This is a genomic window from Amycolatopsis sp. cmx-11-32 (assembly GCF_047608695.1).
Lineage (GTDB): Bacteria > Actinomycetota > Actinomycetes > Mycobacteriales > Pseudonocardiaceae > Amycolatopsis.
On the sequence record NZ_JADNQN010000012.1, the window covers coordinates 232,983 to 257,928 of the forward strand.

Consider the following 24,946-nt stretch of genomic DNA (forward strand, 5'->3'; position numbering starts at 1 on the left):
CCTCCGCTGGGCTTCGCGAAAGAGAGTTAGAAGAGGAAAGGGAGGTGGCGGTCTCCCGGGGGCGAAAGACCGCCACCTGGCACCTACTTGCGAGGGATCAGAACTGCTCGGCCTCGGTGGAACCGGCGAGCGCGGTCGTCGAGCTGGTCGGGTTCAGCGCGGTCGCGACGTTGTCGAACCAGCCGGTGCCGACCTCGCGCTGGTGCTTCGTGGCGGTGTAACCGCGGTCCTCCGAAGCGAACTCGCGCTCCTGCAGGTCGACGTAGGCGGTCATGCCCTCGCGGGCGTAACCGTGCGCCAGGTCGAACATCGAGTAGTTCAGGGCGTGGAAGCCTGCCAGGGTGATGAACTGGAACTTGTAACCCATGTGGCCGAGTTCGCGCTGGAACTTCGCGATCGTCGCGTCGTCCAGGTGCTTCTTCCAGTTGAACGACGGCGAGCAGTTGTAGGCGAGCATCTGGTCCGGGTACTTCGCCTTGATCGCCTCGGCGAACTGACGGGCGACCTCGAGGTCCGGCTTGGAGGTCTCCATCCACAGCAGGTCGGCGTACTCGGCGTAGGCGAGACCGCGGTCGATACAGGGGTCGATGCCGTTGGTGACGTTGTAGAAGCCCTCGGCGGTGCGCTCGCCGGTGACGTACTTGCGGTCACGCTCGTCCACGTCGCTGGTGATCAGCGTCGCGGCCTGGGCGTCGGTGCGGGCGACGATCAGCGACGGCACGTTCAGCACGTCCGCGGCGAGGCGGGCGGCGTTCAGCGTGCGCTCGTGCTGCTTGGTCGGGATCAGCACCTTGCCGCCGAGGTGGCCGCACTTCTTCTCGGACGCGAGCTGGTCCTCCCAGTGCACACCCGCGGCACCGGCGGCGATCATGCCCTTCATCAGCTCGAAGGCGTTGAGCGGGCCACCGAAGCCGGCCTCGGCGTCGGCGACGATCGGGGCGAACCAGTCGGTGTCGGTGTTGCCCTCGGCCCAGTTGATCTGGTCGGCGCGGCCCAGCGCGTTGTTGATGCGGCGGACGACGGCGGGCACCGAGTTGGCCGGGTAGAGGCTCTGGTCCGGGTAGGTCTGGCCGGAGAGGTTCGCGTCGGCGGCGACCTGCCAGCCCGAGAGGTAGATGGCCTTGAGGCCGGCGCGGACCTGCTGCACCGCCTGGTTACCGGTCAGGGCGCCCAGCGAGTGGACGTAGTCCTCGTTGTGCAGGAGGTCCCACAGCTTCTCGGCACCGCGGCGAGCGAGCGTGTGCTCCTCGACCACGCTGCCGCGCAGCTTGACCACGTCAGCCGCGGAGTACGACCGCTTCACGCCCGCCCAGCGGGGGTCGGTCTCCCACTGCTTGGCCAGTTCGGCGGCCGCCTGCTCCAGCTGCTGCGCGTGCTGAGTCATCGGATTCTCCCGGTGTTGCGAAGTTTGCGAGTGATCGCCTTTCCTGACCAGACCCTGACATGACAGGGGAAATCCGATCCAGGTCTCCAATTTGCCAATTTCTGCGAAGCTTCCGTACCATCTTGCAAAGGTTGCGAATCTCCTGTTCGCAAGCCGAGCGAAAATCCACGGGCTTGACCGTTCACTGAATCGTTCGAGTCCGGAAACCTTGCGGACAGAGAGGCCTGTGTGGACAAAACCTTCGCCGGAGCGAAGCTTCGGCATCTGCGCGAAAGCCGGTCGATGAGCCAGGCGGATCTCGCTCGTGTGCTGGAGATCTCACCCAGTTACCTCAACCAGATCGAGCGCAACACGCGTCCGCTGACCGTCCCGGTGCTCCTTCGCATCACGCAAGCGTTCGGAGTGGACACCGAGTTCTTCGCGAACAACGACACCGCCAGGCTCGTCGCGGACGTGAAGGAAGCGCTGCTCGACGAGGTCCTCGGCGTGGACGTCACCACCAGCGAGCTGAACGACCTCGCCACGAACCTGCCGACGATCGCCCAAGCCCTGGTCAAACTGCATCGCAGCTACCGCAACTCGGTCGAGAACACCGCCGCGCTGACCACCGAGAACGGGCTGGGCATGCACGGCAGCGCGGCCGGCTCGTTGCCGCACGAAGAGGTCCGCGACTTCTTCTACGAGCGGGAGAACTACGTCGCCGAGCTGGACGAACGCGCCGAACGGATGGCGCACGACATCCCGCTTCAGCGCGGCCGTGTGCTCACCGCGCTGAAGGAAACCCTGGCCCAGCGCTACGGCGTCGACGTCACCAGCGACGGCATCGACGAAGCGGCCGGTGAGCAGCACCGGTACGAACCGGGGCCGCGGGTGCTGCGGCTGGCGCCGAGCCTGCGCGTCGGGCAGCAGGCGTTCCGGATGGCTTCGCAGATCGCCCTGCTCGACTACGACGACCTGATCACCGAACTCGCCGATTCGTGGGCGTTCTCCGGACCCGCCGCGCGTTCGCTGGCCCGTGTCGGGCTCGCGAACTACTTCGCGGGTGCCCTGATCCTCCCCTATGGACCGTTCCTCTCCACCGCGGAACGCTTCCGCTACGACATCGAGCGGCTGTGCGACCACTTCGGCGTCGGCTTCGAGACCGTCTGCCACCGGCTCTCGACGTTGCAGCGGCCGAAGAACCGCGGCGTGCCGTTCTCGTTCGTGCGGGTCGACCGGGCCGGGAACATGTCGAAACGCCAGTCCGCGGCCGGTTTCCACTTCTCCCGCGTCGGTGGCGCCTGTCCACTGTGGAACATCTACGAGGCGTTCACGCAGCCGGGCAAGATCCTCACCCAGATCGCGACCCTGCCCGACGGCAAGAGCTACTTCTGGATCGCGCGGACGGTGTCCCGCAACATCGGCGGCTACGGCAGCCCCGGCAAGACGTTCACCGTCGGCCTCGGCTGCGAACTACGGCACGCGAAAAGGCTGATCTATTCGACCGGTCTCGACCTCGACGACCGCGCCGCGGCCACCCCGATCGGCATGGGTTGCAAAGTCTGCGAACGCCCGGCCTGCTCTCAACGCGCGTTCCCGACGATCGGCAAGCAGCTGACCGTGGACGAGAACACCAGCACCTTCGTCCCGTACCCGGCGGTGCCCAAGGCGCCTTGAGCGGTCTCGATCTCCCTGGCAGGGTTGCCGACGAGGGCCGCCGCCTGTGACGGCGACCACCACACTGGGGAGAACTGAATGATCTTGGTGACCGGGGCAGGCGGGAACGTCGGCTCGGAACTGACCGGAATCCTCACCCGCGACGGGCATCCCGTCCGGGCGCTGGTCCGCACGCCGCGGCCGCTGCCCGACGGCGTCGAAGGGGTGCTGGGCGATCTCAACGAACCGACCAGCCTGAAAACCGCGCTGGAAGGTGTCCGGGCGGTCTTCCTGCTCGGCGGTTACGAAGACATGCCGGGTGCGCTCGCGGTGATGCGGGACGCGGGCGTCGAGCAGGTCACGCTGCTGTCGTCGAGGTCGGTCGTCGGCGGGCACTCCGACAACGCCGTCGCGGGAACGCATATGGCGGCCGAGGCGTCGGTACGCGCGTCGGAGCTGGCCTGGACGTTCCTGCGGGCAAGCGGGTTCATGTCGAACACGCTGCGCTGGATCCCCAGACTTCGCGAGGGCGATGTCGTCCGGGAACCCTTCGCGGACGTGCCGGTGGCGACGATCGATCCGTACGACATCGCGGCCGTCGCGGCGGAATCTCTGACCACGCCGGGACACGAGGGGCGGGCATACGCGCTCACCGGTCCGGAAGCGCTCCGGCCGTCGGACCGGTTGCGCGTCCTCGGCGAGTTGCTGGGACGGGATCTGCGGCTGGAGCCTTTACCGAACGAGGAAGCCCGCGTGACGATGAGCGCGGAGATGCCCGCGAAGTACGTCGACGCGTTCTTCCGGTTCTTCGTCGAGGGCGAGTTCGACGACTCCCGGGTCACGGGGGTCGTCCAGGAACTCACCGGCCGGGCACCCCGCCCGTTCGCCGCCTGGGCGCGCACCCACCTCGCCGCCTTCCAGTAGCCCGCAATTCGTCCTCTAGTTGCGGTAGTTGCACGCGCAAGGACCGCAACTAGAGGACGAATCGCGTCACACCAGGAAGTGGAAGAGGGGGCTGCCGGGTTCGACGCGCTCCACCTGCAGCGGGCTCGCGTCCAGCCGGCGCAGCAGCCCTTCGAGGTCACCGGCCCGCGCGAGTTCGATGCCGATCAGCGCCGGGCCGGTCTCCCGGCTGTTGCGCTTCACGTACTCGAACCGCGTGATGTCGTCGTCCGGCCCGAGGACCTCGTCGAGGAACCGCCGCAGCGCACCGGGCTCCTGCGGGAACCCCACCAAGAAGTAGTGCTTCAGTCCTTCGTGGATCAGGGACCGTTCGAGCACTTCGCCATAGCGGCTGACGTCGTTGTTGCCGCCGGAGACGACACACACCACGATCTGCCCGGGATCGATCTTCACCGTCGTGCCCACTGCCGCGGTCGCGAGCGCGCCCGCGGGTTCGGCGATCACGCCGTCGGCCTGGTACATCGCGAGCATTTCCGTGCAGATCGCGCCCTCGGCGACGTCGGTGAGTTCGACGCCGCCGTCGCGGACCAGCGGATACGTCACCGCTCCTGCCAGCGCGACCGCCGCGCCGTCGACGAACGTGTCGACGGCCGCGAGTCGCACCGGCTCGCCGGCCGCCAGTGCGGCGGCCATGCAAGCCGCGCCCGCCGGTTCGACCCCGACGATCCGCATCTCCGGCGCGCGTTCCGCGGCCCACGCGGCGATCCCCGCGAGCAGGCCACCGCCGCCGACCGGCACCACCATGACGTCGGGGATGAACCCGAGTTGCGCGACGACCTCCATCGCGACCGTGCCCTGCCCGGCGACCGTCTCCGGCGCGTCGAACGCGGGGACCAGTGTCGCGCCGGTGCTCTCCGCGTCCTGCTTCGCGGCGGTGAAGGCGTCTTCGTAGGTCTCACCGACGACGATGACCTCGATGTGCGAGCCGCCCAGCGTCGCGATCCGCTCGCGCTTCTGCCGCGGAGTCGTACCGGGCACATAGACCCGGCCGTCCGCGCCGAGACGCCGGCACGCGTACGCGACACCCTGCGCGTGATTGCCCGCGCTCGCACAGACGACGCCGCGCTCCCGGTGCTCCGCGTCGAGCTGGACGATGAAGTTGTAGGCACCGCGGATCTTGTACGAACGCACGGTCTGGAGGTCTTCGCGTTTGAGCCAGACCCGGGCGTCGACCCGTGCCGAGAGCCGCTCGTTCGGTTCGAGCGGCGTGCGGGTCACCACCCCGGCCAGTCGTTTCGCGGCCTCTTCGACCGTTCGGGCGCTCACCGTTTCGATCCCTTGCACGAATGCTGAATGTACTGACCGCCACTGGCCACGGCGGAGAGTGGTCCAGTGGCCAGTGCGCAGGATGTCGGTGGCCTGTGGTCCACTGGTCGCCATGGTGAGCAAGGTCGACGGAGTCCGGAGTCTCGATGCGTTGCGCGAGCTGGTCCACAGTGGCGCGGTGCCCGAGTACCAGCTCTTCTACGGCCACACCCCGCTCAAAAGCGGCCGGGTCAACGCGGCCTGCCTGAGCCAGTGGTGGCACGCGCCGTTCGTCGCGGGCGGCGAACGGTACCCGACGGCCGAGCACTACATGATGGCGAGCAAGGCGGAACTGTTCGGCGATCTCGAGGCCGCGGAGGCCATCCGACAGGCGCCGGACCCCAAAACCGCCAAGATCCTCGGCCGCGAAGTCTCCGGCTTCGACGCCGACCTGTGGGAGCGGCACCGCTTCGACATCGTGGTCGACGGGAACCTGGAGAAGTTCCGCCAGCACGCCGAACTGCTCGAGTTCCTGCTGAGCACCGGCGACAAGGTGATCGTCGAGGCGTCGCGGATGGACCTGGTCTGGGGCAGCGGCGTGGCCCGCGACGACAAGAACGCCACCCGCCCCGACTACTGGCGCGGGCAGAACCTCCTGGGCTTCGCGCTCATGGAGGTCCGGGAACAGCTCCGCGGCTAGCCGTCCGTGTTCTCCGTCTGATCACGCGAGTTGCTCGTCTAAGCACGAATGCTGTCCGTCTGATCACAGCCGGTGCGTTGGTACGAAACGGACAACACGCGTGATTGGGCGGAAAACTCAGGTGATTGGGCGGAGAACTCGCGTGATTGGACGGACGACACGCGGCTAGTTGTCGACGCCCAGGGTCTTCTGAAGCGCCTTGTTCGCCTTACGTGCCATGTCCGCGACAGCCTCGCGACGCGCGGCGTCGGCGGCGTAGTCGTCCTGCCGGTTCCGCACCACGCGGGCAGGGGACCCGACCGCGATCGAGTAGTCCGGGATGTCGCCCCGCACCACGGCGTGCGCGCCGAGGACACAGCCGCGGCCGACCCGCGTGCCCTTGAGCACGGAGACCTTGGTGCCGATCCAGGTGTCCGGCCCGATCCGCACCGGCGACTTCACGATGCCCTGATCCTTGATCGGGACGGTGATGTCGGTGGTGACGTGGTCGAAGTCGCAGATGTACACCCAGTCCGCGACCAGTGTGGCCGCGCCGAGTTCGATGTCGAGGTAGCCGTTGAGGACGTTCTGGCGCCCGAACACGGCCTTGTCGCCGATGCGCAGCGAACCTTCGTGGCAGCGGATCGCGTTGCCGTCACCGATGTGCACCCAGCGGCCGATCTCCAGCCGCCCGTAGCCGGGACGGCAGTGGATCTCGACGTCCTTGCCGAGGAACACCATGCCGCGCAGGATGATGTGCGGATGCGCGATCCGGAACTTCAGCAGCCGCCAGTACCGGACCAGGTACCAAGGCGTGTACGCGCGGTTCCGCAGCACCCAGCGCAGCGAATCCGCCGTCAGGAACTTCGCCTGCTTAGGGTCGCGGCGGGCCTGGCCCCAAGCGCGGAGCCTCGACAGTGCGGGCGCACCCCACATGGACGTCATACCGGTGACCGTAACCTGTGATCAGGCCGCCGACCGCAAAGGGGAGCACGCGCATGGGCACCAAGCTGATCATCGACACGGACCCGGGGGTCGACGACGCCTTCGCGCTGGCCTTGGCCGCGCGATCCGAAGACGTCGACCTGCTGGGCGTGACGACGGTGTTCGGCAACGTCCCGCTGAGCCACACCACCGCCAACGCGCGGCGCCTGCTGCGGCTTTTCGGCCGTGACGACGTGCCCGTGGCCGCCGGTGCGGCGCGTCCTCTGGTCTACGACAACGCCAAGCCCGCCGGTTTCGTCCACGGTCAGGACGGCCTGTCCGGCCACGCAGGCACGCTGCCGGAGGCGACGCGCCCGCTCGACGAACGCGGTGCCGTCCGCCTGCTGGTGGATCTGCTGGAGGCCGCCGACGAACCGGTGACCATCGCCCCGATCGGTCCGCTCACGAACATCGCGCTGCTGCTCGCGGCCCATCCGGGGATCCGCGAGAAGATCGGCCGCATCGTCATCATGGGCGGTGGCGTGACCAAGGGGAACTCCACCACGGCCGCCGAGTTCAACATCTGGAGCGATCCCGAGGCCGCGCGCCGGGTGCTGGTCGACGAGGACATCCCGACGGTCCTTGTCCCGCTGGACATCACGCACCAGTGCTCGGTCGACACCGGCTGGCTCGGCAAGCTGGCCGCGTCCGGCCCGCTCGGCGCGGCGCTCGAAGCGTTCACGCCCACCTACGTCGAGCACTACACCCCGATCCTCGGGTTCCCCGGAATGGTCATGCACGACGCGGTCGCGGTGGCCGAGGCGATCCGGCCGGGCATCCTCCACACCGAGTCGTACCCGGTGGACGTCGAGTGCGGCTTCGGCCCCGCGCGCGGCGCGACACTCGTAGACCGGCGAAAACTGCGAAGCACCGATCCGCAAGCCGTTCCGGGCCGTACCATCGACGTCGCACTGACCACCGACGTCGACGCCTTCCGCGACTTCGTGCTCGGCCGCATCGTCGGAGGGCTCTGATGGAAGAGAAGACCTCCCGCCGTCGCAGACTGCCGGTGATCATCGCGGCCGTCGTCGTCGCAGGCGCCGCACTGGTCGCCGCCATCACCTTCGCCCCGGAGGACGAGCCGAAGACGGAAGCCGCCGCCGTCCAGTCGTCGGTGCCGCCCGCGCCGCCGACGTCGTCCGCGCCCGCGGAAGTCCCCAAGGAGCAGCCGAAGGTCCCGCCGCAGCAGGGACAGGAGTTCGACGCCTGGGTGTCGAAGACCAGCGGCTGGCTCGACATCCCGCTGCGCGCGATGACCGGCTACGCGAAGACCACCGTGGCGATGGGCAAGGAAGCGCCGGGCTGCCGCCTGTCGTGGGTGACGCTGGCGGCGCTCGGGAAGATCGCCTCGGATCACGGCCGTGCGAAGGGTTCCAGCCTCAATGACGCCGGGGTGATGACCGTCCCGCTCGGGACGGTCGAGGTCCGTGACTTCTACAACAAGGTCGTCTCCGTCCCGAACGCGAGCGGCCCGCTGCAGCTTTCACCGTCTGCGTGGAACCAGTTCCAGGCCTCGGCGAGCGGCGCCAAGCCGGATCCGCAGAACATCGACGACGCCACCCTCGCCGCCGCTCGCGCGTTGTGCGCGGGAGGCCGCGACCTCGGCCAGGGCCAGACGTGGTGGAACGCGGTGAGCACCCTGCAACCGGCGCCGATGATCATGCACCGCACGCTCGCGACCGTGAACGTCTACGGCACGGTCGGCCAGAGCCCCCAGCCGCCGAACGTGGCGGCGCTGAGCGCGGTCAACTTCGCCATCGACAAGATCGGCCTGCCCTACGTCTGGGGTGGCAACGGAACCGGCGGCGGCGACCCCGGTTTCGACTGCTCCGGCCTGACGACGGCCGCGTACGCCAGCGCGGGCGTCAAGCTCATGCGCACCGCCCACACGCAGTACCACAGCGTGAACAGGGTGACCGATCCCCAACTGGGCGACCTGATCTTCTACGGCGAGCCGAACACGAAGATCCACCACGTCGGGCTCTACATCGGGAACCAGCAGATGATCGACGCCCCGCAGACCGGGCAGGCAGTGCAGGTGCACACCTACCGGAAGCAGGGCGACGACTACGCCGGGGCAGGCCGCCCGACGGCCTGACCTGAGCGTAGCCTCCGCGCCGATCGAGCACTTCCGCTTGTACACGAGCATTCGCTCAGGTGCCGCGGACAGTCTGGTTTGGAATTGGACACACCCGTGGGCGCGGCCGCAGGCTGTGCGGCCGCGCCCATCCGTACAGTCAGGCCGCTGGACGCCGTCCGGCGAGTGCCGCGAGGCCGATGAGCACCGCCACGCCGATCGCCGCGACCACGACCAGTCCGGGAGTGAAGCCGTGCCCGCGCTGGACGAAGGTGCCGATGCTGCCGAGCACCGCCACCCCCAGTGCCAGCCCGAACTCCACGCTGGTCTCCGACAACGCCGACGCCGCACCGGCCCTGCCGGGTGGCGCCGCGCTGACCACGGTGTCCGTGCTCAGTGCCATCACCGGCCCCAGGCCGAGATAAATCAGCACGAGTCCGGCGACCAGCGGCGCGACCCCCTGTTCGGCCGGAGTCCACGCCAGCACGAAAAAGCCGGCCGCCGACACCGCCAGTGACCCCGCGAGCAGGCGGTGGACCGGGATCCGGCGAGCCAGTGCGGATGCCGCCACCGAGGTGAGGACCATCGCCACCGCGGAGGGCACCAGCCACAACCCGGCCTCCAGGGGAGACAGCCCGGTCACCTGCTGGAGGTAGAGCGCGGCGAACAGGTAGACCCCGGCGACGCAGGCGAGCGCGGCGAGCAGGATCAGCAGCGCGTTCCGAAACGGCCGCGAGGCGAACAGCCGGAGGTCGATCAGCGGCAGGCTCAGCCGCCGCTGCCGTCGCAGGAACACGATCCCGGCACTCCCGCCGAGCAGCAGTGCGGTCCCACCTGGCAGTACCGATCCGCCCTCGGCGAGGTGCTTGATGCCGTAGACGATTGGCAGCACGGTCGCCAGGGACAAGGCCACGCTCGCGAGGTCCAGCTTTCCGGGGTCGGGGTCGCGCTGTTCCGGCAGCACGATCGGCCCGGCGATCAGGAGCAGGATCATCACCGGGACGGCGAGCAGGAACACCGAACCCCACCAGAACCATTCCAGCAGCAGCCCGCCGGCCACCGGGCCGAGCGCCACCCCGGCGGACAGGCCCGCGGACCAGAGCCCGATCGCGGCGCCGCGCTGGCGCGGATCGCGGAACATGCCGCCGATCAGTGCGAGTGTGGACGGCATGAGCGTGGCACCGGCGATACCGAGCAGCCCGCGGGCGATGATGAGCAGTTCGGCCGACGGCGCGTAAGCCGCCAGCACCGACACGACCAGGAAAGCCGCGGCCCCGATCAACAGCAGGCGGCGCCTGCCGATGCGGTCGCCCAGCGTGCCCATGGTGACGAGGAAACCGGCTACCAGGAAGCCGTAGGCGTCGGAAATCCACAACACCTGGCCCGGGCTCGGGTTTAGCTCGGCGGCGAGGCTGGGAAGCGCCAGGTAGAGGACCGTGGCGTCCATGGACAGCAGCGCGGTCGGCAGCACGAGCACGGCGAGGCCGAGCCATTCACGTGGCCCCGCGGAGATGTGGAGTTGTCGATCGGACATGCCGTGACGCTAAGGTCTCACATACATGTGAGAGTCAAGCGTGAGTTTTCGGAGAAGCCATGCGCATCAGTGAACTGGAACGCAGGACCGGGGTCAGCCAGCGTCTGCTGCGCTACTACGAGGAGCAAGGACTGCTACGGCCGCAGCGTCTCCCGAGCGGCTACCGCGTGTACGCCGAAGACGACGTCACCACCGTCGAGCACATCCGCAACCTGCTCGCCGCGGGCCTGTCCACCACCACGATCGCCGATCTCCTGCCCTGTATGGGCTCCGCGGGCGGGCAGCTCATCGCCGACTGCCCTGAACTACTGCTGGACCTGCACCGGGAACGCGCCCGGCTCACCGCCGCGATCACCGAGTTGACCACCGCCCGCGGCACCCTCGACCAGGTGATCGCCACCGCGCCGCCCTCGGTCGAGCACGCCGCGGCGCGACTACGCGAAGTCGGCTGACTTGCCGAACCAGCGGGTGAGGTGGTCGTCCAGGTCCCGCTGATCGTCACCGATCCAGGCGACGTGGCCGTCGGGACGGAGCAGGACTCACGGAACATCCAGCCCCGCGGCGGAATCCGCGAGGTGGTCGACCCGGTCCGACCAACCGCCTGCGGTCAGGCGCTCGGTGCGGTCCAGCAGCAGACCGCGGCCGCGACGCAGCAGGTCGTAGAGCCTGCCCTGGTTCACGTCGATGTCGCGCAGGCGGCGGCCGAGCAGGTCAGGGCCTTCACCGAAGTCGTAGCGGATGTCGATCGGGGTGATCTTCTCGATCAGATAGCGGTTCACCTCGTTGAAGTCCATCAATTCGGTGAGCAGCCTGCGCACGGCCTGCGGGCCCGGTTCGGCCGACGACAGTTCCCTCTGGGCGCGGGTGTTGTCCAGCACGTCCGCGGCGACGGGATGACGCTCGGCCTGATAGGTGTCCAGCAGTGTTTCCGGCGCCCAGCCACGGATCTGGGCCGCGAGTTTCCAGCCGAGGTTGAAGGCGTCCTGCACACCGAGGTTGCACCCGCCCGACGCGATACTGTTCGGCCAGCCGGGTGGCGTCCCCGAAGCGGGACGACCAGCGCGGGGAATGCGCGCCGAAATCGGTTCCGGCGATGGCGCGCAGCTCCCGTTCGGGCCCGGAGTTCGTCGCGCTCTGGGGCGATCACCGCGTGCAGCCCTGCGACGCCGCGGCCGACGCACTGCACCATCCCGTCGTCGGCACGGTGACGGTGCCCAGCAGACCCTGTCGATCGCCCGCTCACCGGACCAGCTGCTGATCGTGTGCACGACACCCGCCGGCTCCACCAACGCGCAGGCCCTCGCGCTACTCCGGCAGGCCGGTTCAGGCCTTGTCGCGCATGGTGATCGCGTAGACGCGTGATCGCCGTCCAGTCACCGGCCGGACGGCTCAGGACCTCGTACTCACCAGCGTCTCCGGCTTGAACGCGAACACGTCGCCGCCTTGGACAAGCACGTGCCATTCCCCGCAGACCTTGTCGGTCCGGCTTTCCTGCCCCTTCGGCCACCACTGGGCGACGAGCGTGGCCGACCGCGTCGCGGCCGGGCCCGGCACACACTCGGCGGGCAGGGCTCCGCCGGTGAACCGCAGGATCCGCTCCGACCCCGTGGTCCGGATGACCTCCGTGACCGACGCGGCCTTGTCCGGCACCCACTCCGGCAGTCGCGCGTCCTCGTGCCGCTTGCCTTCCGCGCCGGTCGGATAGCCGACCGTCTTGACGTGACCGTTCGCTTTCTCGGTCAGTCCCTCTTTGAGACCGCATCCGGTCAGGGCGAACGTGGCCGTCGCCGCGGCCAGCGCCGCTGCCGTGATCTTCGTGTTCATACGAGCGAGTCAACCTCGCGGAAGCGTCGGCGGGATCGGACTTTCGGTCCGGCCCGGGCGGCCATCCGGCCGATCTTCACGACGGATAACCGCCAGCGCCCGCCGGCATCACACACCAGAGTGGTCGTCGTGACATCGACAACGGACGCCCTGTCCGTACTCAAAGGCATGTACGCGGCGGAAGCCGGCTACTTCGCCGCGGGCGGCCCCGGCAAGTCCTCCTTCGCACCGCTCGCACCGTTCTTCTCCCCCGATGTGGTGCTGCACCAGGCGGATGGCCTGCCATACGGCGGAATCTGGCGTGGTCACGCGGGCATGGAACAATTCTTCCTCGCCATGAGCGGCACCTGGGACGTCTTCGACATGGTGGAGCAGAGCTTCCTGGGCGAGACGAGCCCGCTGGTCGTCCTGACCCACGTGCACGTCCGGGCCAGGGCCACCGGCCGCGAACTGGACTTCCCGATCCTGCAGACGATCACCGTCGAGGACGGGCGGATCACCGAGGTGCGGCCGTTCTATTGGGACACCGCGGCGATCGCGGCGGCCTGCACGAACTACCATTCGGCGGATGACCGCCTACCACGATCTTGACGTGTTCGAGGAAGCCGCTTCCCTGCCGGAACGGCAGCAGAAGATCCTGCTGACCATCCGCGAATGGGTGGTGGAGCACGGGTACTCGCCGAGCACGCGTGAAATCGGCGAAGCGGTCGGGCTGCGGTCGACGTCCTCGGTGTCGAAGCATCTGGCCGCCTTGGAGGAGAAGGGTTTCCTCCGCCGCAGCAGCTCGATTTCCCGCCCGATCGACGTCCGCGGGTTCCTGCGCGGCACCACGTCGCGAGAATCCACAGAGGACTCCGTGCCGGTTCCCGTCGTCGGTGACATCGCGGCGGGAACGCCGATCTCGGCCGTCGAGCACGTCGACGACGTGATGACTCTTCCGCGTGAACTTACCGGGCGGGGCAACGTCTTCGGGCTGCGCGTGCGCGGTGACTCGATGATCGACGCGGCGATCTGTGACGGCGACATCGTCGTGGTGAAGCAGCAGCAGGAGGCGCACTCCGGCCAGATCGTCGCCGCGATGATCGACGAAGAGGCCACGGTCAAGGTGTATCGCCGCCGCGACGGACACGTGTACCTCGAACCGCGCAACCCCGCCTACGACGTCATCGACGGGGATCGCGCGGCCGTGCTGGGCGTCGTGGTTTCGGTCCTGCGCAGCGTCTGAGGAGTTTCTGTCGGTGGGCCGGGGTACCTTCCGGCCTATGTACGAAATCGACTTCGTCGAGTTCCCGTCCAGTTCGGCCGCGGGCTCGAGCGGCTTCTTCGAGAAGGCCTTCGGTTGGACAGCGACGGCGTACGGTCCGACGTACACCGACGTCCAGAGTGGCGGGGTGGTCTCGTTGGGCTTCCAGCAGGACACCGCGCAGCAGACCACCGCGCCACTGGTGACGATCCGCACCGCCGACCTCGCACGGGCGAGGGGTTCCGTCGAGGCCGCGGGCGGAGTCGTCACGGTCGAGCCGTTCTCGTTCCCCGGCGGGCGCCGGTTCCACTTCCGTGAGCCCGGCGGCGCCGAACTCGCGGTGTGGTCCCCGGACGCCTGACCTCAGGCGGCGAGTCCGAGCACCAGGGAGGCGGCGACGGGCGCCAGGTACATCAGCGGGAACGCGACGTGCGACGGCCAGTGCGCGCGGAGCACGGTGATGACGGCGCCGGTGAAGTAGAGCACCAGGCCGATTCCGGCCGCGACGCCGATCGCGGGCAACCACAGGCCCGCGATCAGGCCGAGCGCGCCCGCCGCTTTGGCGACGCCGAGCCAGTTCCACCAGGCATGGGGAACGCTGTAGTCGGCCAGCGGCTGCACGACCCACTTGGCGCGGAAGAAGATCGAGGCGGCCGAGAAGGCGGCCATGAACGCTCCGACGCTGGTGGCGACGACGTAAGCAGTGGACATTTCGGTTTCTCCTCGGGTTTCGGTGGTTCGTCGGGTTGACCCCGGCCGCCGAACCGATGTGACAGCACGGCGCGTGAACCACGTCACAGCCCATGACGGCAAGTTTTAGAGCAAGCGCTCTGTTATTCTCGCCGCATGGCCCGCCCCCGCGTGCACGACCTGGATCGGCTGCTCGACGCGGCCGAACGCCTCGTCGTCGACTTGGGCCCGCGCGGCGTCACCGTTCGGTCCCTCGCGGCCACCGCGGGGGTCTCCAACGGCACGATTTATCACGCCTTCGGCTCGCTCGGCGCGTTGCTGGCCCGCGTCTGGCTCCGTGCGGCGAGCGACTTCCTCGACCTCCAGACCGAGCTGGCCGACCAGGCGGGGGACACCGCCGCGGCGGTCGTGGCGGCGGCGGGCGCACCGGCCGCGTTCGCCGACCGGAGGCCGGAGGCGGCCCGGCTGCTCATCACCGTCAAGAAAGAGCACCTGCTCGGCCCGCAGATCCCCGAAGACCTCGCCGGCGACCTCCTGGCGCTCGACAAACGCCTGGTCAAGCTTCTGGTCAGGCTCGCCGACCGCCTTTGGGGCAGACGGGACGCCCAAGCCGTCGAAGTACTCACGACCTGCGTGGTCGATTTGCCGACCGCCCTGTTCCGCCGCGCGTTCACCGAGGGCGAGCCGATCTCCGAAGACTCACGTGGGAGGCTCACCGCCGCGGTCCGCGCCGTTCTCCTGCTCCCACCCCCACGAAAGGACTGACATGCCGACTCTGCGCTACGACGCCCCGGTGTTCCTGCTGGACCTCGGCGACGACGAGAACCGCTTCTCGCCGTCCTGGCTGCAAACCGTCCATTCCCTGCTGGACACCGTCGTCGCGCATCCGGATCCCGCGGTGCTGGTCACCGTCGGCTCCGGGAAGTTCTACTCGAACGGCCTCGACCTCGACTGGCTCACCAGCAACCCCGCCGACGCCGCGCGGTACGTCGGCGACGTCCACGAACTACTGGCCCGTGTGCTCACCCTCGGCGTGCACACGGTCGCCGCGGTCAACGGGCACGCCTTCGGCGCCGGGGCGATGCTCGCGATGGCGCACGACTTCCGGGTGATGCGCGCCGACCGCGGGTACTTCTGCTTCCCGGAGGCCGACATCAACATCCCGTTCACGCCGGGGATGGCGGCACTGATCCAGGGCAAGGTCACCCCCGTGGCCGCCATCGCGTCGATGACCACGGGACGCCGGTTCGGCGGCACGGACGCGCGGGACCTGGGGCTCGTGGACGCCGTCGCCGAGAAATCCGCGCTGATCGAGTACGCCGCCGACCTCGTCCGCCCGCTGGCCGGGAAGGACCGGGGCACGCTGTCCGCGATCAAGACGACGATGTTCACCCCCGCCGTCACTTCACTTCGCGCCGGTTAAGGGCACAATCATCGCTTGTGAGCGAAGATATCTTGCGCGCCGAGGACCCGGACGTCGCCGAAGCCCGTAACGGGGACGACGCGGCGTTCAACCGCCTGGTGGAACCGCTGCGCCGCGAGTTGCACGCCCACTGCTACCGCATGCTCGGCTCGACCCACGACGCCGACGACGCCCTGCAGGACGCGCTCCTGCGGGCTTGGCGGGGGCTGGAGCGCTTCGAGGGCCGCAGCTCGATGCGCACCTGGCTCTACACCGTCGCCACCCGCACCTGCCTCGACACCGCCGCCGCGCGCGGCAAGCGCGCCCTGCCGATGGACCTCGGCCCGTCGAGCGAGCGGGCCGTGCTCGAACAAGCCCCGGTGACCGAGGTCGCGTGGCTCGGCCCGTACCCCGACGGGAGCCTCGGCCGAGGCTCGGCGGGGCCCGACACCCGCTACGAGCAGCGTGAGGCCGTCGAACTGGCGTTCGTCGCGGCGCTGCAACACCTTCCGGGCAACCAGCGGGCGGCACTGCTGCTCTTCGACGTCCTCGGCTTCTCCGCCGCGGAAATCGCGTCCACGATGGACACTTCGGTCGCGGCGGTGAACAGCGCGCTGCAACGCGCGCGGGCGATCGTGGCCGAGAAGGTCCCGTCACCGAACCAGCAGCAGACGCTGCGGAAGCTCGAAGACGCGCGGATCCGCGAGATCGCCGCGGACTTCGCCTCGGCGCTCGACCGCGGCGACGCGGACGCGCTCGTGGCGTTGCTGACCGAAGACGTCACCTGGTCCATGCCGCCGCTCGCCCACTGGTACCGCGGCATCGAGGCCGTCGCCGACTTCGCCGTCGAGGTCCCGATCGGCCGGTGCCCGAGCTGGCGCAACGAGATCATCACCGCCAACGGTCAGCCCGCCGTCGCCTGCTACGTCGGCGAATCGGCCGACGTCACGCACCACGCCTGGTCGATCAACGTGCTGTCCCTCCGTGACGATCGGATCTCCGAGATCACCTCGTTCCTCGATCCGGCCCTGTTCGCACGGTTCGGCCTTCCTCCGACGAAACCCTGACCGGGGGATGCGCAAGAAGATGGTGATCGGTCTGGCGGTGGTCGTCACCATCGTCGGGGTGCTCTTCGGCGGCGCGTTCGCCTTCCAGCGCAAGCTGATCTACCTCCCCGAGGGCGATCCGCGGCTCAGTGCCGCCGACGTCCTGCCCGGCGGTCGGGACGTCACGCTCACCACCTCGGACGGGCTGAGTCTCGTGAGCTGGTACTTCCCGGTCGCTCAGGCGAAGGCGACCGTGCTCGTCGCGCCGGGCAACGCCGGGAACCAGTCGCACCGCGCACCGATGGCCCGCGCGCTGACCGCGCGCGGGCTGTCGGTGCTGCTACTGGACTATCGCGGCTACGGGGGCAATCCCGGCGATCCGTCCGAGGACGGGCTCGCGCGGGACGTCCGCGCCGCGCGGGAGTTCCTGCTGCGCGAGGCCGGAACGCCGCTGGTGTACTTCGGCGAGAGCCTCGGCTCGGCGGTCGTCACCGAACTGGCCACCGAACATCCGCCGTCCGCGCTCGTACTGCGCTCGCCGTTCGTCGACCTCGCGTCGGTCGGGCAGCGGCACTACCCGTTCCTGCCGGTCCGGTGGCTGCTGCGGGACGAATTCCCGACGCGGGACAACATCGCACGGGTAAAAGCCCCGGTCACCGTGGTCTACGGCTCCGCGGACTCGATCGTCCCGGCCGGGCAAAGCCGCGAAGTGGCGCGGGCGGCCGGCGCGAAGACGATCGAAGTTCCCGGCGCCGACCACAACGACCCGGCGTTCTCCGACGGCCCGGCGCTGATCGATGCCATCGCGGGCCGCTGACGGGCTCAGGCTCGCCGCGCGCTCCGGCGCAGTGACAAGCAGTGGCCGGGGTTGAGTTTGCGGCCGAGGCGGTCGGCCTTGGGGCGTCTTAGAACTGAGGTCATGTCGTCGTTTCTTGTCGATGGCCAGGGCGGGTTTCAGCTTGTGTCACGCCACGGCGCACGAAAGGCGACGCCCGCAGCGACTTCTGCGCGAGCGTGCTTGGACGACACGACACCCAAAGCTTGGGACCGTCCGATCAACGAACGGCGTCGGCCGAAGGTTCCGGTGCGGGGTAAGAGGGTTCGCGAAAAAGATCCACGTATCGCTCTCCCTGGGGGGTCGCATGGTCGTTTCGCTCGACCTGAGCGTCGAGCGGATGGCTGAACAGCGCACTGTCCGTGCTGTAAGTGTTAACGGCGAAACCTTTCGGAGGGGACCGCTCGTTCGCGGTCTTCGGCGAGGTCAGGGATGATTTCCACCCGCCTCGCGCAGGATCGGCGTCACGCCGAGAGGGCGCCGCCACCCGCAATGATACACGCCCCGGGGCCGAAACCCCAGGGCGCCGCCGCCGATCAGCCGAAGTCGCCGCCGATCAGCCGAAGTCCGGTGCCGGCGCCGTCACGTTGAGCGCCGCGACGACGGTTTCCTCCTCGTAGGCGAAATGTGTTTCGAGCCTGCCCGCGAGCGCCTCGAAGTCGTCACGCAAGCGGACCGGGTCACTCTCGCCGTGGACGTACCCCTCGACGAGTGCGCGGATCCGCTTCTGCGACTCCGCGACGACGGCGTGCTCCTCTCCCAGCTTCGTCAAAGCCGGGGCGAGCGCGGGAAACCGTTGGGCCAGCATCGGAAACGCTCCCATGTCCTCGCCGGAATGATGTTTGGTCAGTGCCTCGCAGAACGAAACACAGTGCGCCCGCAGGGAATTCTCCATGACCAGCGAATCCGCGCGCCCTGCCACGATGTCGTCGACCCCGGCGCGCAACGTCTTGAGTTCCTCGCGCAGCCACTCGTGGACCTCCACCAGGAAGTCCCCCATCCCCCGCACCCGGTCGTCGATCCGATGCAAGATCACGACGGGCAGCACCCGCGTCGTTTTCGCCTGGTACTCGGCGAATCCCGGCTCCTCGGCGACGATCTTCTCGAACAGCACGTCACGTTCCGCCGACGGCGGAACGGCCGCGATCGCCTCGTAGCTCTCGGTTCCCGTCTCGATCGTGACACGCTGGTCGTGCCGGATGTTGTGATACCACCCCGGATGCTTCGGCGCTCCCATGTTCGAAGCGACGACGACGGTCTTGCCGTCGATTTCGAGGTACCCCAACGGATTCGTACGCCGCTTGCCGCTCTTGGCGCCGGTGGTGGTGAGCAGGATGAGCTCCCACCCCTCGAACATGCCGCCGAGTTTTCCCTTGTTCTGCCTGAATTCCTCGATCACCTGGTCGTTGAAGCCGGTCAACGCGATCCTTTCCCATCGAAGTGTCGACAGGAGGGCGCGGAACCACCACCGAAAGAAGAGCACACGAACCTGGATACGCCCGGTTTCGGGCGCATCGCATGGAGGCGTCATCCCACGACGCGGGGATGACTGAATACGAGAGACGGGGTGTGCCGATCTCTGGTGGCTGAGTAGCCGCTACCTCCATGCGTAGGCCCATACGGGGCTCGGCGACGACGTTAGCACAAGGCCGGCTTCTCGTGCACCTGCCTGCTGCCACGGCAGAACTGAACCATCTTTCGTAAGTGCCCGTGTTCGAGTCATTCAACGTTGTGGGCGTTGATCAGCGAGCCCTCCAGCGGGAAGCAGGCTGAGAGCTGTGTGGAAGTAGGGACAATCAACGTCCCTATTTCCACACAGCCCCAGGCAGATCTTCGGCCAACGGCACGGGCAGGCCCAGCACGTCCGGCGCGCACCGGCGAGGAGGACGCGATACTCGACCTTCTCGCCGAAGCCGCGGCCTGGCTGGCCGGACGCGGAATCCGCCAATGGCCGCGACGTTTTCCGCGAGAACAAATTCTCCGACAGATCGAAAGAGGTGAAGTATTGCTGATCATCCGGCGCGGCGAGCCGATAGCGACCTGTGTGATCGTCGAAGCGGAACCGGATCTTTGAGTGAAGCCACGGAACCCGCCTATTATCTGGGCCGCCTCGCGGTGGCACGGGAGGCGGCCGGAGCCGGGCTCGGGATCCGGGTCATCGACTGGGTCGGCTCGAAAGGCGCGGCACAGGGCAAGGCGTTCGTCCGGGTGGCGACCACGAGCACCAACCCGGCCTTACGTGAGTTCTACGAGCGCGCGGGCTTCGAGCACGTGGCGGACCCGCCGACGGCCAAGTGGCCGACCAGTCTCTACCAGCGGAGGGCCGGGTGATCACGGGGCCAGGCCGAGGACTTCCGGCCGCACGGCGTACTTCCGCCAGTACCGTCCGGGCTCCGGGACCAGCCGTCGTCGTTCCAGATCCAGCAATCCGGAAAGGCTCTCCACCTCGGCCACCACGGCGCCTTCGGGTGTCACGAATTCCTGGGCGACCCGTGACACTTTGCCCGGCTCCCAGGTGAACCGGGTCAGGACGTCGATCCGCGCGCGGGCACGAAGCTCACGGCGGAACCGGACCGTCGTTTCGAGGTTGACCGGGCCGAGGTTCTCGGCCTTGAGCGCCAGCGGATCCACTCCGGCCGCCCACACGCATTCCCAGCGCGCGTGATCGGCGTACGCGAGGTAGGCGGGGCCGCGTACGTGACCATTGATGTCGAGATCGTCCGTGCGGACGTCGATGGTGATGCGGAAGGGTTCGAGCACTTCCCGATCTTCGCCTCGGCAGGCCGCCTCAGTCTGGAACGTTTCGGCCAGCCCAGGACCGCACGAGCGCGCCGGGCGAGGCGCCCGACAGCCGGCGGCACTCCCGTCCGAGATGGGATTGATCCGCGTAACCCACATCGGCGGCGACGTCGGCGAGCGACGCATGGTCCCGCGCCACGGCCTCGACCCGCTTGAGGAACCGGTGGAACCGCAGCACCCGCTGCAGCTCCTTGGGACCGACGCCGACGTCGTGCCGCACGTGCCGTCGAAGGCCGCGCTCGCTCACACCCAACTCCGCCGCCACCCGGTCGGTGCGAGCGCCGGGCGAACGCAACGCGCGAGCGGCCGCGATCGAGAGCCCGTCCAGCTCGACGTCCCGGATCCGGTCGGCGACCAGTGCCTCCAGCACAGAACGCGCCTCGCCAGGCGTCACGCACGCGGCCAGCCTGGATTCCGCGCGACGGGCCCTCGCGTCCCACAGTTCACGCAACGGGGTGGCGTCCGCCGTCAGCTCCGTCATCGGCAGTCCCAGCACCGCGCCACCGGCACCGCACCGCAGGCGGAGCCCGACGGTCCAGTCCGCCGACGGCAGCTCATGCCGCAGCACACCGCGCACCGTGGTGACCGCGGCGAGCCCTCGTCCGTCCCAGACGAGGTCCACACAGCCGTCCGGGAACACCCTCAGCGGACGGCTGCGGCCCACCAAGCCCGTCCACGCAGTCTCGACCACACCTGCCACCGCCGCGGCAGGCTTGCTTTCGCGATACACCGAACGGCCCGAACGGCGACGCAGCGGAACACCCACGCCCGGCAGTATGCCCCCACCCACCGACAAGATGCGCGCCACTTGATCTTGCTGAAGACTGCCAGCGTGCTGCGGCCGATACTCGACCCGTCCCCCGCCGAGTGGATCTCCTCCAGGCTCGGTGGGACGTTCGGCGCGACCTGCCGCACGGTCCCACACGGCTACGCCGCCTACGCCCGGCTCTGCCACCCTGCCGAACGCGACCGCGGCGGCTGGGCCACCTGGAGCGAAGCCGCGGCCGAGACTGGACGGCGTGCCCACGGCGCCATGCAGTGGCACGCGTTGGCGGGCTCCCCGGATCCGGTGAACCCCACCGGCTCGCTCTGGCGGGGCTCCCCGCCAGGTCGAGGCACTCTGCCCGCGCACAGTCTCACCGCTCTGCTGGGCGTCCTCGGCGACCATACGTCCACTTCGGACACCTGGTTCTGCCTTTGGGAAGGCTACGACTGGGCCGACGAGGCGACGTTGTCCCGAGAGCACCTCGACGCGCCACGCCTGCGGCATCCCGGCCGCGACTACCTGATGTTCGCCGGGCCGCTGGCCTCGGCGACGGAACTCGGCTGGCGGCCACGGCCGAACTGGTTCGAGGCGCAGTCCCCCAACCTGTTCTGGCCGGACGACCGCGCGTGGTGCGTGGCCACCGAGATCGACTTCGACTCGACCCTCGTCGCCGGTGAGGAGGCCTTGATCGACGCGCTCGTCAAGGCGCCCGGACTGGAGGCCTGGCGGATCGAACCCGACACCTCACTGGCCGCCGACGGGGACCGGATCAATCACATTCCGTGACCATGGGGCCGTAACCCGGAAGGCCCTGCGACGTGATGAACGGGACTTTTATTGCAAATCTGCAATAAAAGTCCCGTTCATCACACGGCTGGACCGCGTGTGGCGACGGTCAGTGCTCTTCGATCGCGTCGACCTTCGCCGGGTAGAACGCCAAGTGGTCCTTGATCTCGGCGACCGCGTCGTGCGGCGCCTCATAGGTCCACACGGCGTTCTCGGCGACGCCGTCACCGGTACGGATGCTGTAGTAGGACGCATCGCCCTTGAACGGGCAGTACGTCGAGTGTTCCGTCCGCTCCAGCACGCCGAAGTCGACGTCGGCACGGGGGATGTACTGCGCCGGCGGGTAGTTCGCCTCCTGCAGCGTGAGCGCGTTCGCGCTGTCCGCCACGACCTTCCCACCGACCGTGACGACCACGCGCGCCTTGTTCGGCGCCACCGTGATCGGGTGGTCCGCGCTCGGCTTCAGCACCTTCTTGTCAGGCATGGATCAGCTCCCTCGGGGGTTTCCGATACCAGGGACAGCAATCAAACCGGCCGGGATATTCCGTCAGGGCAGTGGCACATCGGGTTCGGCAGCTTCACCGGGAACTCAGCGTAACCGCCTTCGAGGTCGCTGAACCGGTCGCCGAAGTCGGCCACGATGGTCGCGCCGGTCGAGGCGATGTGCTTCCGCGTGCCCGCCTTGTCCTGGACGGCAGATAGCCCGGCGCGGTGGTCTTCGGCTTGAAGAACGCCCCGGCCGGCGCCGGTAAGCCCTCCTTCGCGAGGTTCTCGAGCGACCGCGGCACTGGAACCTGGCGTTCGGTGTCGGAGACGAAGCGGCTGTTGTCCGAGTGCCGGTGCATGCCGTCGAGTTTGACTGGCCGATAGCGGTGGGCTCGTGGCCAAGCCGCCAGTCGGCGTCGTCCTGATTCCTCACGTCAGCTGTGCGCGGCACAGGAACGCTACTCCAGAACGGCCGATTCTGGTCAGTACCAAGGTCGCTTCTTCGCCGCCGCGCGGTTTCAGCTTGCGCCGCAACGCATCCGGGTCGATATCGAGTCCGCGGACAAGGATCTCCAGCCGGCCGATATCGTGCTTTCTCAGCAATACGCGCAGGTTCTTCTCGCTGTACGGTCCGTGCTCGAACACCCGGAACGCCCGGATTCCCAGCGGCGGAACGTCTCCGGTCAGATACGCGATGCGCTCGTCGAGCTGCCACAAGCCGTGCCGCGCCGCGTAATGCCGCACGAGTCCCGCCCGGACGACGGCGCCGTCGGGGTCGATGATCCATTCACCCGGTTCACGCGCGGGGATCTCGTCGGGATCGGCGTCGGTGACCGTCCACTGTGCACCGTCCGAACGCAACACCGTCGCGCGCCGGGACACGGTGGAGCCCACGCCGCGCCACAGGCACGCCTCGCGGACCTGACCGTCGAGCGAAACGAGCTCGACCTCGTCCGCCCAGGGCGCGATGGAGAAGTCGAGGCCTGGCGCGCATTTGACCGACAAGTCGCGTCCCGCGTACGCCTCGACGAGGCCGTCCAGCGGCGGGAAGAAATCGGTAGGTTTCCACGCTCGGCGTCCGGCCGAATCGCGGCGGGCCGGATCGGCGACGACCACCGAGGAACGGCTGACCGGCCGCAACGCGTCCGCACGCAGTAACCCCGGCGAAACACCGGCCTCACCGGAATTGTGCCGGGCCATCGCCAGCCGGACCTCGTCCAGATCGGACCCCATCGCCCGGCGCGCGACCCTGGCGATCTCGACCAGGTCCGCGCCGACTGAACAGGTCACGTCGTGGACGTCACGGTCGGCCAGCCGCGAGGCCCGATGCCGGGCGACCGCGGTCGCGCTGGCCTGCTGGAGTGCGTCGCCGGTGAACAGCCACGACCCCGCGAAGTCCAGCTTGGACGACGACTTCCGCCGCAGCACCACCGTTTCCAGTACCGCCGCCGCGTGGTCCGGGGCGATCCGGCGGACGGCGGCGACGTCGGCGATGCGGGTCTTGTCGGTCAGCGGCAGGGACGAGCACTCGGCGATCGCCGCGCTTCCCGCGCCGGAGCGCAGGAAGGCGACGTCGTCGAGGGTGAACTGATACGGCAACCTACGATCGCTTGGTGCCGGTGATCATCACGTTGTAGAACAGTTCGCGCGGCAGCACCTTGGCGAGCAGCTTCTTGTCCAAAGCGGACAGTCGCAGCCAGAGCCGGTACGCGAACAGGCGCCAGCGCAGGGTCAGCTTCTCCTGCGGTACGGCGGCTTCGAAGGTCCGGATCGGCCAGCCCGCGAGCGCGGCGGCGAACTCCTCGGTGACCGCGCGGACATCTTGCGCGCCCGCGCCACGGGCCATCGACTCGAGGTCCGCCGGATCGAACGTGTGGATGTCGACCACGGCCTCCAGCGCGGCCGCACGGGAGGACTCGTCGAGTTCCTCCTGCGGACGACGCCAGCCGTTCAGCGCCGGGAGCTTCGTCAGATTCGTGGTGAGGTACCAGGTGATCTGGCCGAGCTTGCGCGCGTAGAAGTCTCCGACCTTCGTCGGCTCGCCCGCGAACACGAACCGGCCACCCGGCTTCAGCACCCGCAGCACCTCGGCGAACGCCGCGCGGACGTCCGGGATGTGGTGCAGCACCGCGTGTCCGACGACGAGATCGAAACTGTTGTCCTCGTAGGGGATCCGCTCCGCGTCGGCGACCCGGCCGTCGACGTCGAGGCCGAGGTTCTCGGCGTTGCGCAGCGCGACCTGGACCATGCCCGGCGAGAGGTCGGTGACCGACCCCTTCTTGATCACGCCGCCCTGCATCAGGTTCAGCAGGAAGAAACCGGTGCCACTGCCCAGTTCCATCGCGGTCGGGTACGGCTGGCTGTCTTCACCGACGGCCGTGTTGAACACGTCGGTCGCGTAGGAGATGCAGCGCTCGTCGTAGGAGATGGACCACTTCTCGTCGTAGGTCCCGGCTTCCCAGTCGTGGTAGAGCACGTTGGCGAGCTTGGGATCGCCGAAGGCGGCTTTGACCTCTTCGGCGGTGGCGTGCGGGTTCGGCGCCGGATCGTTCACCTGGGTCATCGTGC

29 protein-coding genes and 2 pseudogenes are annotated in these 24,946 nt (G+C 68.6%); 17 read left to right on the forward strand and 14 right to left on the reverse strand.

Annotated elements, in window-relative coordinates:
- Positions 1-97: 97 nt before the first annotated feature.
- Positions 98-1,384, reverse strand: coding sequence for an isocitrate lyase (gene aceA / locus ACM6LR_RS30660; protein ID WP_414941442.1), 1,287 nt, complete (start codon positions 1,382-1,384; stop codon positions 98-100).
- 228 nt (positions 1,385-1,612) lie between these two features.
- Here aceA and ACM6LR_RS30665 point away from each other — a divergent pair, with 228 nt between their 5' ends.
- Both ACM6LR_RS30665 and ACM6LR_RS30670 read left to right on the forward strand, forming a co-directional pair.
- Positions 1,613-3,040, forward strand: coding sequence for a short-chain fatty acyl-CoA regulator family protein (locus ACM6LR_RS30665; RefSeq protein WP_414941443.1), 1,428 nt, complete (start codon positions 1,613-1,615; stop codon positions 3,038-3,040).
- A 78-nt stretch (positions 3,041-3,118) separates the two neighbouring features.
- Entirely contained in the window at positions 3,119-3,943 is an 825-nt protein-coding gene (locus ACM6LR_RS30670) for an NAD(P)H-binding protein (RefSeq protein ID WP_414941444.1), read from the forward strand.
- A gap of 66 nt (positions 3,944-4,009) precedes the next feature.
- On the opposite strand, the gene ilvA is transcribed toward ACM6LR_RS30670, so the two are convergent.
- Entirely contained in the window at positions 4,010-5,266 is a 1,257-nt protein-coding gene (gene ilvA / locus ACM6LR_RS30675; protein WP_414941445.1) for a threonine ammonia-lyase IlvA, read from the reverse strand.
- Between the two features lie 94 nt (positions 5,267-5,360).
- Between ilvA and ACM6LR_RS30680 the strand changes: the two genes are divergently transcribed.
- Entirely contained in the window at positions 5,361-5,927 is a 567-nt protein-coding gene (locus ACM6LR_RS30680; protein WP_414941446.1) for an NADAR family protein, read from the forward strand.
- 165 nt (positions 5,928-6,092) lie between these two features.
- Here ACM6LR_RS30680 and ACM6LR_RS30685 read toward each other — a convergent pair whose 3' ends face one another.
- Positions 6,093-6,851, reverse strand: a complete 759-nt coding sequence (locus ACM6LR_RS30685) for an acyltransferase (RefSeq protein WP_414945048.1) — start codon at positions 6,849-6,851, stop codon at positions 6,093-6,095.
- 53 nt (positions 6,852-6,904) lie between these two features.
- On the opposite strand from ACM6LR_RS30685, the gene ACM6LR_RS30690 reads away from it, so the two are divergent.
- Together ACM6LR_RS30690 and ACM6LR_RS30695 are read left to right on the forward strand one after the other, a co-directional pair.
- Positions 6,905-7,864 (forward strand): nucleoside hydrolase, encoded by a 960-nt coding sequence (locus tag ACM6LR_RS30690; protein WP_414941448.1) that lies wholly within the window; start codon positions 6,905-6,907, stop codon positions 7,862-7,864.
- On the forward strand, positions 7,864-8,988 hold the full coding sequence (locus ACM6LR_RS30695; RefSeq protein WP_414945049.1) for an NlpC/P60 family protein: 1,125 nt from the start codon (positions 7,864-7,866) through the stop codon (positions 8,986-8,988). The genes ACM6LR_RS30690 and ACM6LR_RS30695 overlap by 1 nt, the downstream gene beginning before the upstream one ends.
- 139 nt (positions 8,989-9,127) lie before the next feature.
- On the opposite strand, the gene ACM6LR_RS30700 is transcribed toward ACM6LR_RS30695, so the two are convergent.
- Entirely contained in the window at positions 9,128-10,501 is a 1,374-nt protein-coding gene (locus ACM6LR_RS30700) for an MFS transporter (protein WP_414941450.1), read from the reverse strand.
- Between the two features lie 59 nt (positions 10,502-10,560).
- Between ACM6LR_RS30700 and ACM6LR_RS30705 the strand changes: the two genes are divergently transcribed.
- Positions 10,561-10,953 (forward strand): MerR family transcriptional regulator, encoded by a 393-nt coding sequence (locus ACM6LR_RS30705; RefSeq protein ID WP_414941451.1) that lies wholly within the window; start codon positions 10,561-10,563, stop codon positions 10,951-10,953.
- Here the strand turns inward: ACM6LR_RS30705 and ACM6LR_RS30710 are convergent.
- A pseudogene (locus tag ACM6LR_RS30710) lies at positions 10,936-11,614 on the reverse strand (FAD-dependent monooxygenase); the annotation flags it as partial. The gene ACM6LR_RS30705 and the pseudogene ACM6LR_RS30710 overlap by 18 nt on opposite strands.
- A 4-nt stretch (positions 11,615-11,618) precedes the next feature.
- Here ACM6LR_RS30710 and ACM6LR_RS30715 point away from each other — a divergent pair.
- Positions 11,619-11,863: pseudogene (locus tag ACM6LR_RS30715) on the forward strand (transcriptional regulator); the annotation flags it as partial.
- Positions 11,864-11,890: 27 nt separating this feature from the next.
- On the opposite strand, the gene ACM6LR_RS30720 reads toward ACM6LR_RS30715, so the two are convergent.
- Positions 11,891-12,325 (reverse strand): hypothetical protein, encoded by a 435-nt coding sequence (locus ACM6LR_RS30720; protein WP_414941452.1) that lies wholly within the window; start codon positions 12,323-12,325, stop codon positions 11,891-11,893.
- Positions 12,326-12,454: 129 nt separating this feature from the next.
- Here ACM6LR_RS30720 and ACM6LR_RS30725 point away from each other — a divergent pair, with 129 nt between their 5' ends.
- From ACM6LR_RS30725 to ACM6LR_RS30735, 3 genes are read left to right on the forward strand one after another with little or no spacing between them, the layout of a single operon-like run.
- The gene (locus tag ACM6LR_RS30725) at positions 12,455-12,916 is read left to right on the forward strand and encodes a nuclear transport factor 2 family protein (RefSeq protein WP_414941453.1); all 462 of its coding nucleotides are present in this window, start codon (positions 12,455-12,457) and stop codon (positions 12,914-12,916) included.
- Complete coding sequence (gene lexA / locus ACM6LR_RS30730) at positions 12,894-13,550, forward strand: transcriptional repressor LexA (RefSeq protein WP_414941454.1); 657 nt, start codon at positions 12,894-12,896, stop codon at positions 13,548-13,550. The genes ACM6LR_RS30725 and lexA overlap by 23 nt, the downstream gene beginning before the upstream one ends.
- Before the next feature lie 37 nt (positions 13,551-13,587).
- Complete coding sequence (locus tag ACM6LR_RS30735) at positions 13,588-13,929, forward strand: VOC family protein (RefSeq protein ID WP_414941455.1); 342 nt, start codon at positions 13,588-13,590, stop codon at positions 13,927-13,929.
- A 2-nt stretch (positions 13,930-13,931) separates the two neighbouring features.
- On the opposite strand, the gene ACM6LR_RS30740 is transcribed toward ACM6LR_RS30735, so the two are convergent.
- Positions 13,932-14,279: a DoxX family protein gene (locus ACM6LR_RS30740; protein ID WP_414941456.1), complete on the reverse strand. Its 348-nt coding sequence runs from the start codon at positions 14,277-14,279 to the stop codon at positions 13,932-13,934.
- Between the two features lie 135 nt (positions 14,280-14,414).
- Between ACM6LR_RS30740 and ACM6LR_RS30745 the strand changes: the two genes are divergently transcribed.
- The 4 genes from ACM6LR_RS30745 to ACM6LR_RS30760 are packed head-to-tail and all read left to right on the forward strand — an operon-like array spanning position 14,415 to position 17,523.
- Positions 14,415-15,023, forward strand: a complete 609-nt coding sequence (locus ACM6LR_RS30745) for a TetR family transcriptional regulator (RefSeq protein WP_414945050.1) — start codon at positions 14,415-14,417, stop codon at positions 15,021-15,023.
- Between the two features lies 1 nt (position 15,024).
- Complete coding sequence (locus ACM6LR_RS30750; protein ID WP_414941458.1) at positions 15,025-15,681, forward strand: enoyl-CoA hydratase/isomerase family protein; 657 nt, start codon at positions 15,025-15,027, stop codon at positions 15,679-15,681.
- A 17-nt stretch (positions 15,682-15,698) separates the two neighbouring features.
- Positions 15,699-16,727 carry a sigma-70 family RNA polymerase sigma factor gene (locus ACM6LR_RS30755; RefSeq protein WP_414941459.1) on the forward strand — a complete coding sequence of 343 codons (1,029 nt, stop codon included), beginning with the start codon at positions 15,699-15,701 and terminating at the stop codon, positions 16,725-16,727.
- A gap of 7 nt (positions 16,728-16,734) precedes the next feature.
- On the forward strand, positions 16,735-17,523 hold the full coding sequence (locus ACM6LR_RS30760) for an alpha/beta hydrolase (protein ID WP_414945051.1): 789 nt from the start codon (positions 16,735-16,737) through the stop codon (positions 17,521-17,523).
- Positions 17,524-18,097: 574 nt separating this feature from the next.
- Here the strand turns inward: ACM6LR_RS30760 and ACM6LR_RS30765 are convergent.
- Positions 18,098-18,961, reverse strand: coding sequence for a nitroreductase/quinone reductase family protein (locus ACM6LR_RS30765; protein ID WP_414945052.1), 864 nt, complete (start codon positions 18,959-18,961; stop codon positions 18,098-18,100).
- A gap of 318 nt (positions 18,962-19,279) precedes the next feature.
- Here ACM6LR_RS30765 and ACM6LR_RS30770 point away from each other — a divergent pair, with 318 nt between their 5' ends.
- Positions 19,280-19,615 carry a hypothetical protein gene (locus tag ACM6LR_RS30770; protein WP_414945053.1) on the forward strand — a complete coding sequence of 112 codons (336 nt, stop codon included), beginning with the start codon at positions 19,280-19,282 and terminating at the stop codon, positions 19,613-19,615.
- Positions 19,612-19,872, forward strand: a complete 261-nt coding sequence (locus ACM6LR_RS30775; protein WP_414941462.1) for a GNAT family N-acetyltransferase — start codon at positions 19,612-19,614, stop codon at positions 19,870-19,872. The genes ACM6LR_RS30770 and ACM6LR_RS30775 overlap by 4 nt, the downstream gene beginning before the upstream one ends.
- Here the strand turns inward: ACM6LR_RS30775 and ACM6LR_RS30780 are convergent, their stop codons facing one another.
- Both ACM6LR_RS30780 and ACM6LR_RS30785 read right to left on the reverse strand, forming a co-directional pair.
- Positions 19,873-20,301: an acyl-CoA thioesterase gene (locus ACM6LR_RS30780; protein ID WP_414941463.1), complete on the reverse strand. Its 429-nt coding sequence runs from the start codon at positions 20,299-20,301 to the stop codon at positions 19,873-19,875. It lies immediately after the preceding gene.
- Between the two features lie 28 nt (positions 20,302-20,329).
- Positions 20,330-21,106 carry a helix-turn-helix domain-containing protein gene (locus tag ACM6LR_RS30785; RefSeq protein ID WP_414941464.1) on the reverse strand — a complete coding sequence of 259 codons (777 nt, stop codon included), beginning with the start codon at positions 21,104-21,106 and terminating at the stop codon, positions 20,330-20,332.
- Between the two features lie 66 nt (positions 21,107-21,172).
- Between ACM6LR_RS30785 and ACM6LR_RS30790 the strand changes: the two genes are divergently transcribed.
- Positions 21,173-21,892 carry a hypothetical protein gene (locus ACM6LR_RS30790; protein WP_414941465.1) on the forward strand — a complete coding sequence of 240 codons (720 nt, stop codon included), beginning with the start codon at positions 21,173-21,175 and terminating at the stop codon, positions 21,890-21,892.
- A gap of 109 nt (positions 21,893-22,001) precedes the next feature.
- Here the strand turns inward: ACM6LR_RS30790 and ACM6LR_RS30795 are convergent, their stop codons facing one another.
- The 4 genes from ACM6LR_RS30795 to ACM6LR_RS30810 are packed head-to-tail and all read right to left on the reverse strand — an operon-like array spanning position 22,002 to position 24,941.
- The gene (locus tag ACM6LR_RS30795) at positions 22,002-22,376 is read right to left on the reverse strand and encodes a DUF427 domain-containing protein (protein ID WP_414941466.1); all 375 of its coding nucleotides are present in this window, start codon (positions 22,374-22,376) and stop codon (positions 22,002-22,004) included.
- Between the two features lie 41 nt (positions 22,377-22,417).
- Positions 22,418-22,780 carry an HAD family acid phosphatase gene (locus ACM6LR_RS30800; RefSeq protein ID WP_414945054.1) on the reverse strand — a complete coding sequence of 121 codons (363 nt, stop codon included), beginning with the start codon at positions 22,778-22,780 and terminating at the stop codon, positions 22,418-22,420.
- Between the two features lie 27 nt (positions 22,781-22,807).
- Positions 22,808-23,977: a THUMP-like domain-containing protein gene (locus ACM6LR_RS30805; protein WP_414945055.1), complete on the reverse strand. Its 1,170-nt coding sequence runs from the start codon at positions 23,975-23,977 to the stop codon at positions 22,808-22,810.
- A gap of 1 nt (position 23,978) precedes the next feature.
- The gene (locus ACM6LR_RS30810) at positions 23,979-24,941 is read right to left on the reverse strand and encodes a class I SAM-dependent methyltransferase (RefSeq protein WP_414941469.1); all 963 of its coding nucleotides are present in this window, start codon (positions 24,939-24,941) and stop codon (positions 23,979-23,981) included.
- Between the last annotated feature and the right edge of the window lie 5 nt (positions 24,942-24,946).

Coding starts and splice junctions, on each gene's coding strand:
- aceA (WP_414941442.1), bottom strand. CDS start 1,384: ATGACTCAGCACGCGCAGCAGCTGGAGCAGGCGGCCGCCGAACTGGCC.
- ACM6LR_RS30670 (WP_414941444.1), top strand. CDS start 3,119: ATGATCTTGGTGACCGGGGCAGGCGGGAACGTCGGCTCGGAACTGACC.
- ACM6LR_RS30680 (WP_414941446.1), top strand. CDS start 5,361: ATGGTGAGCAAGGTCGACGGAGTCCGGAGTCTCGATGCGTTGCGCGAG.
- ACM6LR_RS30685 (WP_414945048.1), bottom strand. CDS start 6,851: ATGACGTCCATGTGGGGTGCGCCCGCACTGTCGAGGCTCCGCGCTTGG.
- ACM6LR_RS30690 (WP_414941448.1), top strand. CDS start 6,905: ATGGGCACCAAGCTGATCATCGACACGGACCCGGGGGTCGACGACGCC.
- ACM6LR_RS30695 (WP_414945049.1), top strand. CDS start 7,864: ATGGAAGAGAAGACCTCCCGCCGTCGCAGACTGCCGGTGATCATCGCG.
- ACM6LR_RS30700 (WP_414941450.1), bottom strand. CDS start 10,501: ATGTCCGATCGACAACTCCACATCTCCGCGGGGCCACGTGAATGGCTC.
- ACM6LR_RS30705 (WP_414941451.1), top strand. CDS start 10,561: ATGCGCATCAGTGAACTGGAACGCAGGACCGGGGTCAGCCAGCGTCTG.
- ACM6LR_RS30720 (WP_414941452.1), bottom strand. CDS start 12,325: ATGAACACGAAGATCACGGCAGCGGCGCTGGCCGCGGCGACGGCCACG.
- lexA (WP_414941454.1), top strand. CDS start 12,894: ATGACCGCCTACCACGATCTTGACGTGTTCGAGGAAGCCGCTTCCCTG.
- ACM6LR_RS30735 (WP_414941455.1), top strand. CDS start 13,588: ATGTACGAAATCGACTTCGTCGAGTTCCCGTCCAGTTCGGCCGCGGGC.
- ACM6LR_RS30740 (WP_414941456.1), bottom strand. CDS start 14,279: ATGTCCACTGCTTACGTCGTCGCCACCAGCGTCGGAGCGTTCATGGCC.
- ACM6LR_RS30745 (WP_414945050.1), top strand. CDS start 14,415: ATGGCCCGCCCCCGCGTGCACGACCTGGATCGGCTGCTCGACGCGGCC.
- ACM6LR_RS30750 (WP_414941458.1), top strand. CDS start 15,025: ATGCCGACTCTGCGCTACGACGCCCCGGTGTTCCTGCTGGACCTCGGC.
- ACM6LR_RS30760 (WP_414945051.1), top strand. CDS start 16,735: ATGCGCAAGAAGATGGTGATCGGTCTGGCGGTGGTCGTCACCATCGTC.
- ACM6LR_RS30795 (WP_414941466.1), bottom strand. CDS start 22,376: ATGCCTGACAAGAAGGTGCTGAAGCCGAGCGCGGACCACCCGATCACG.
- ACM6LR_RS30810 (WP_414941469.1), bottom strand. CDS start 24,941: ATGACCCAGGTGAACGATCCGGCGCCGAACCCGCACGCCACCGCCGAA.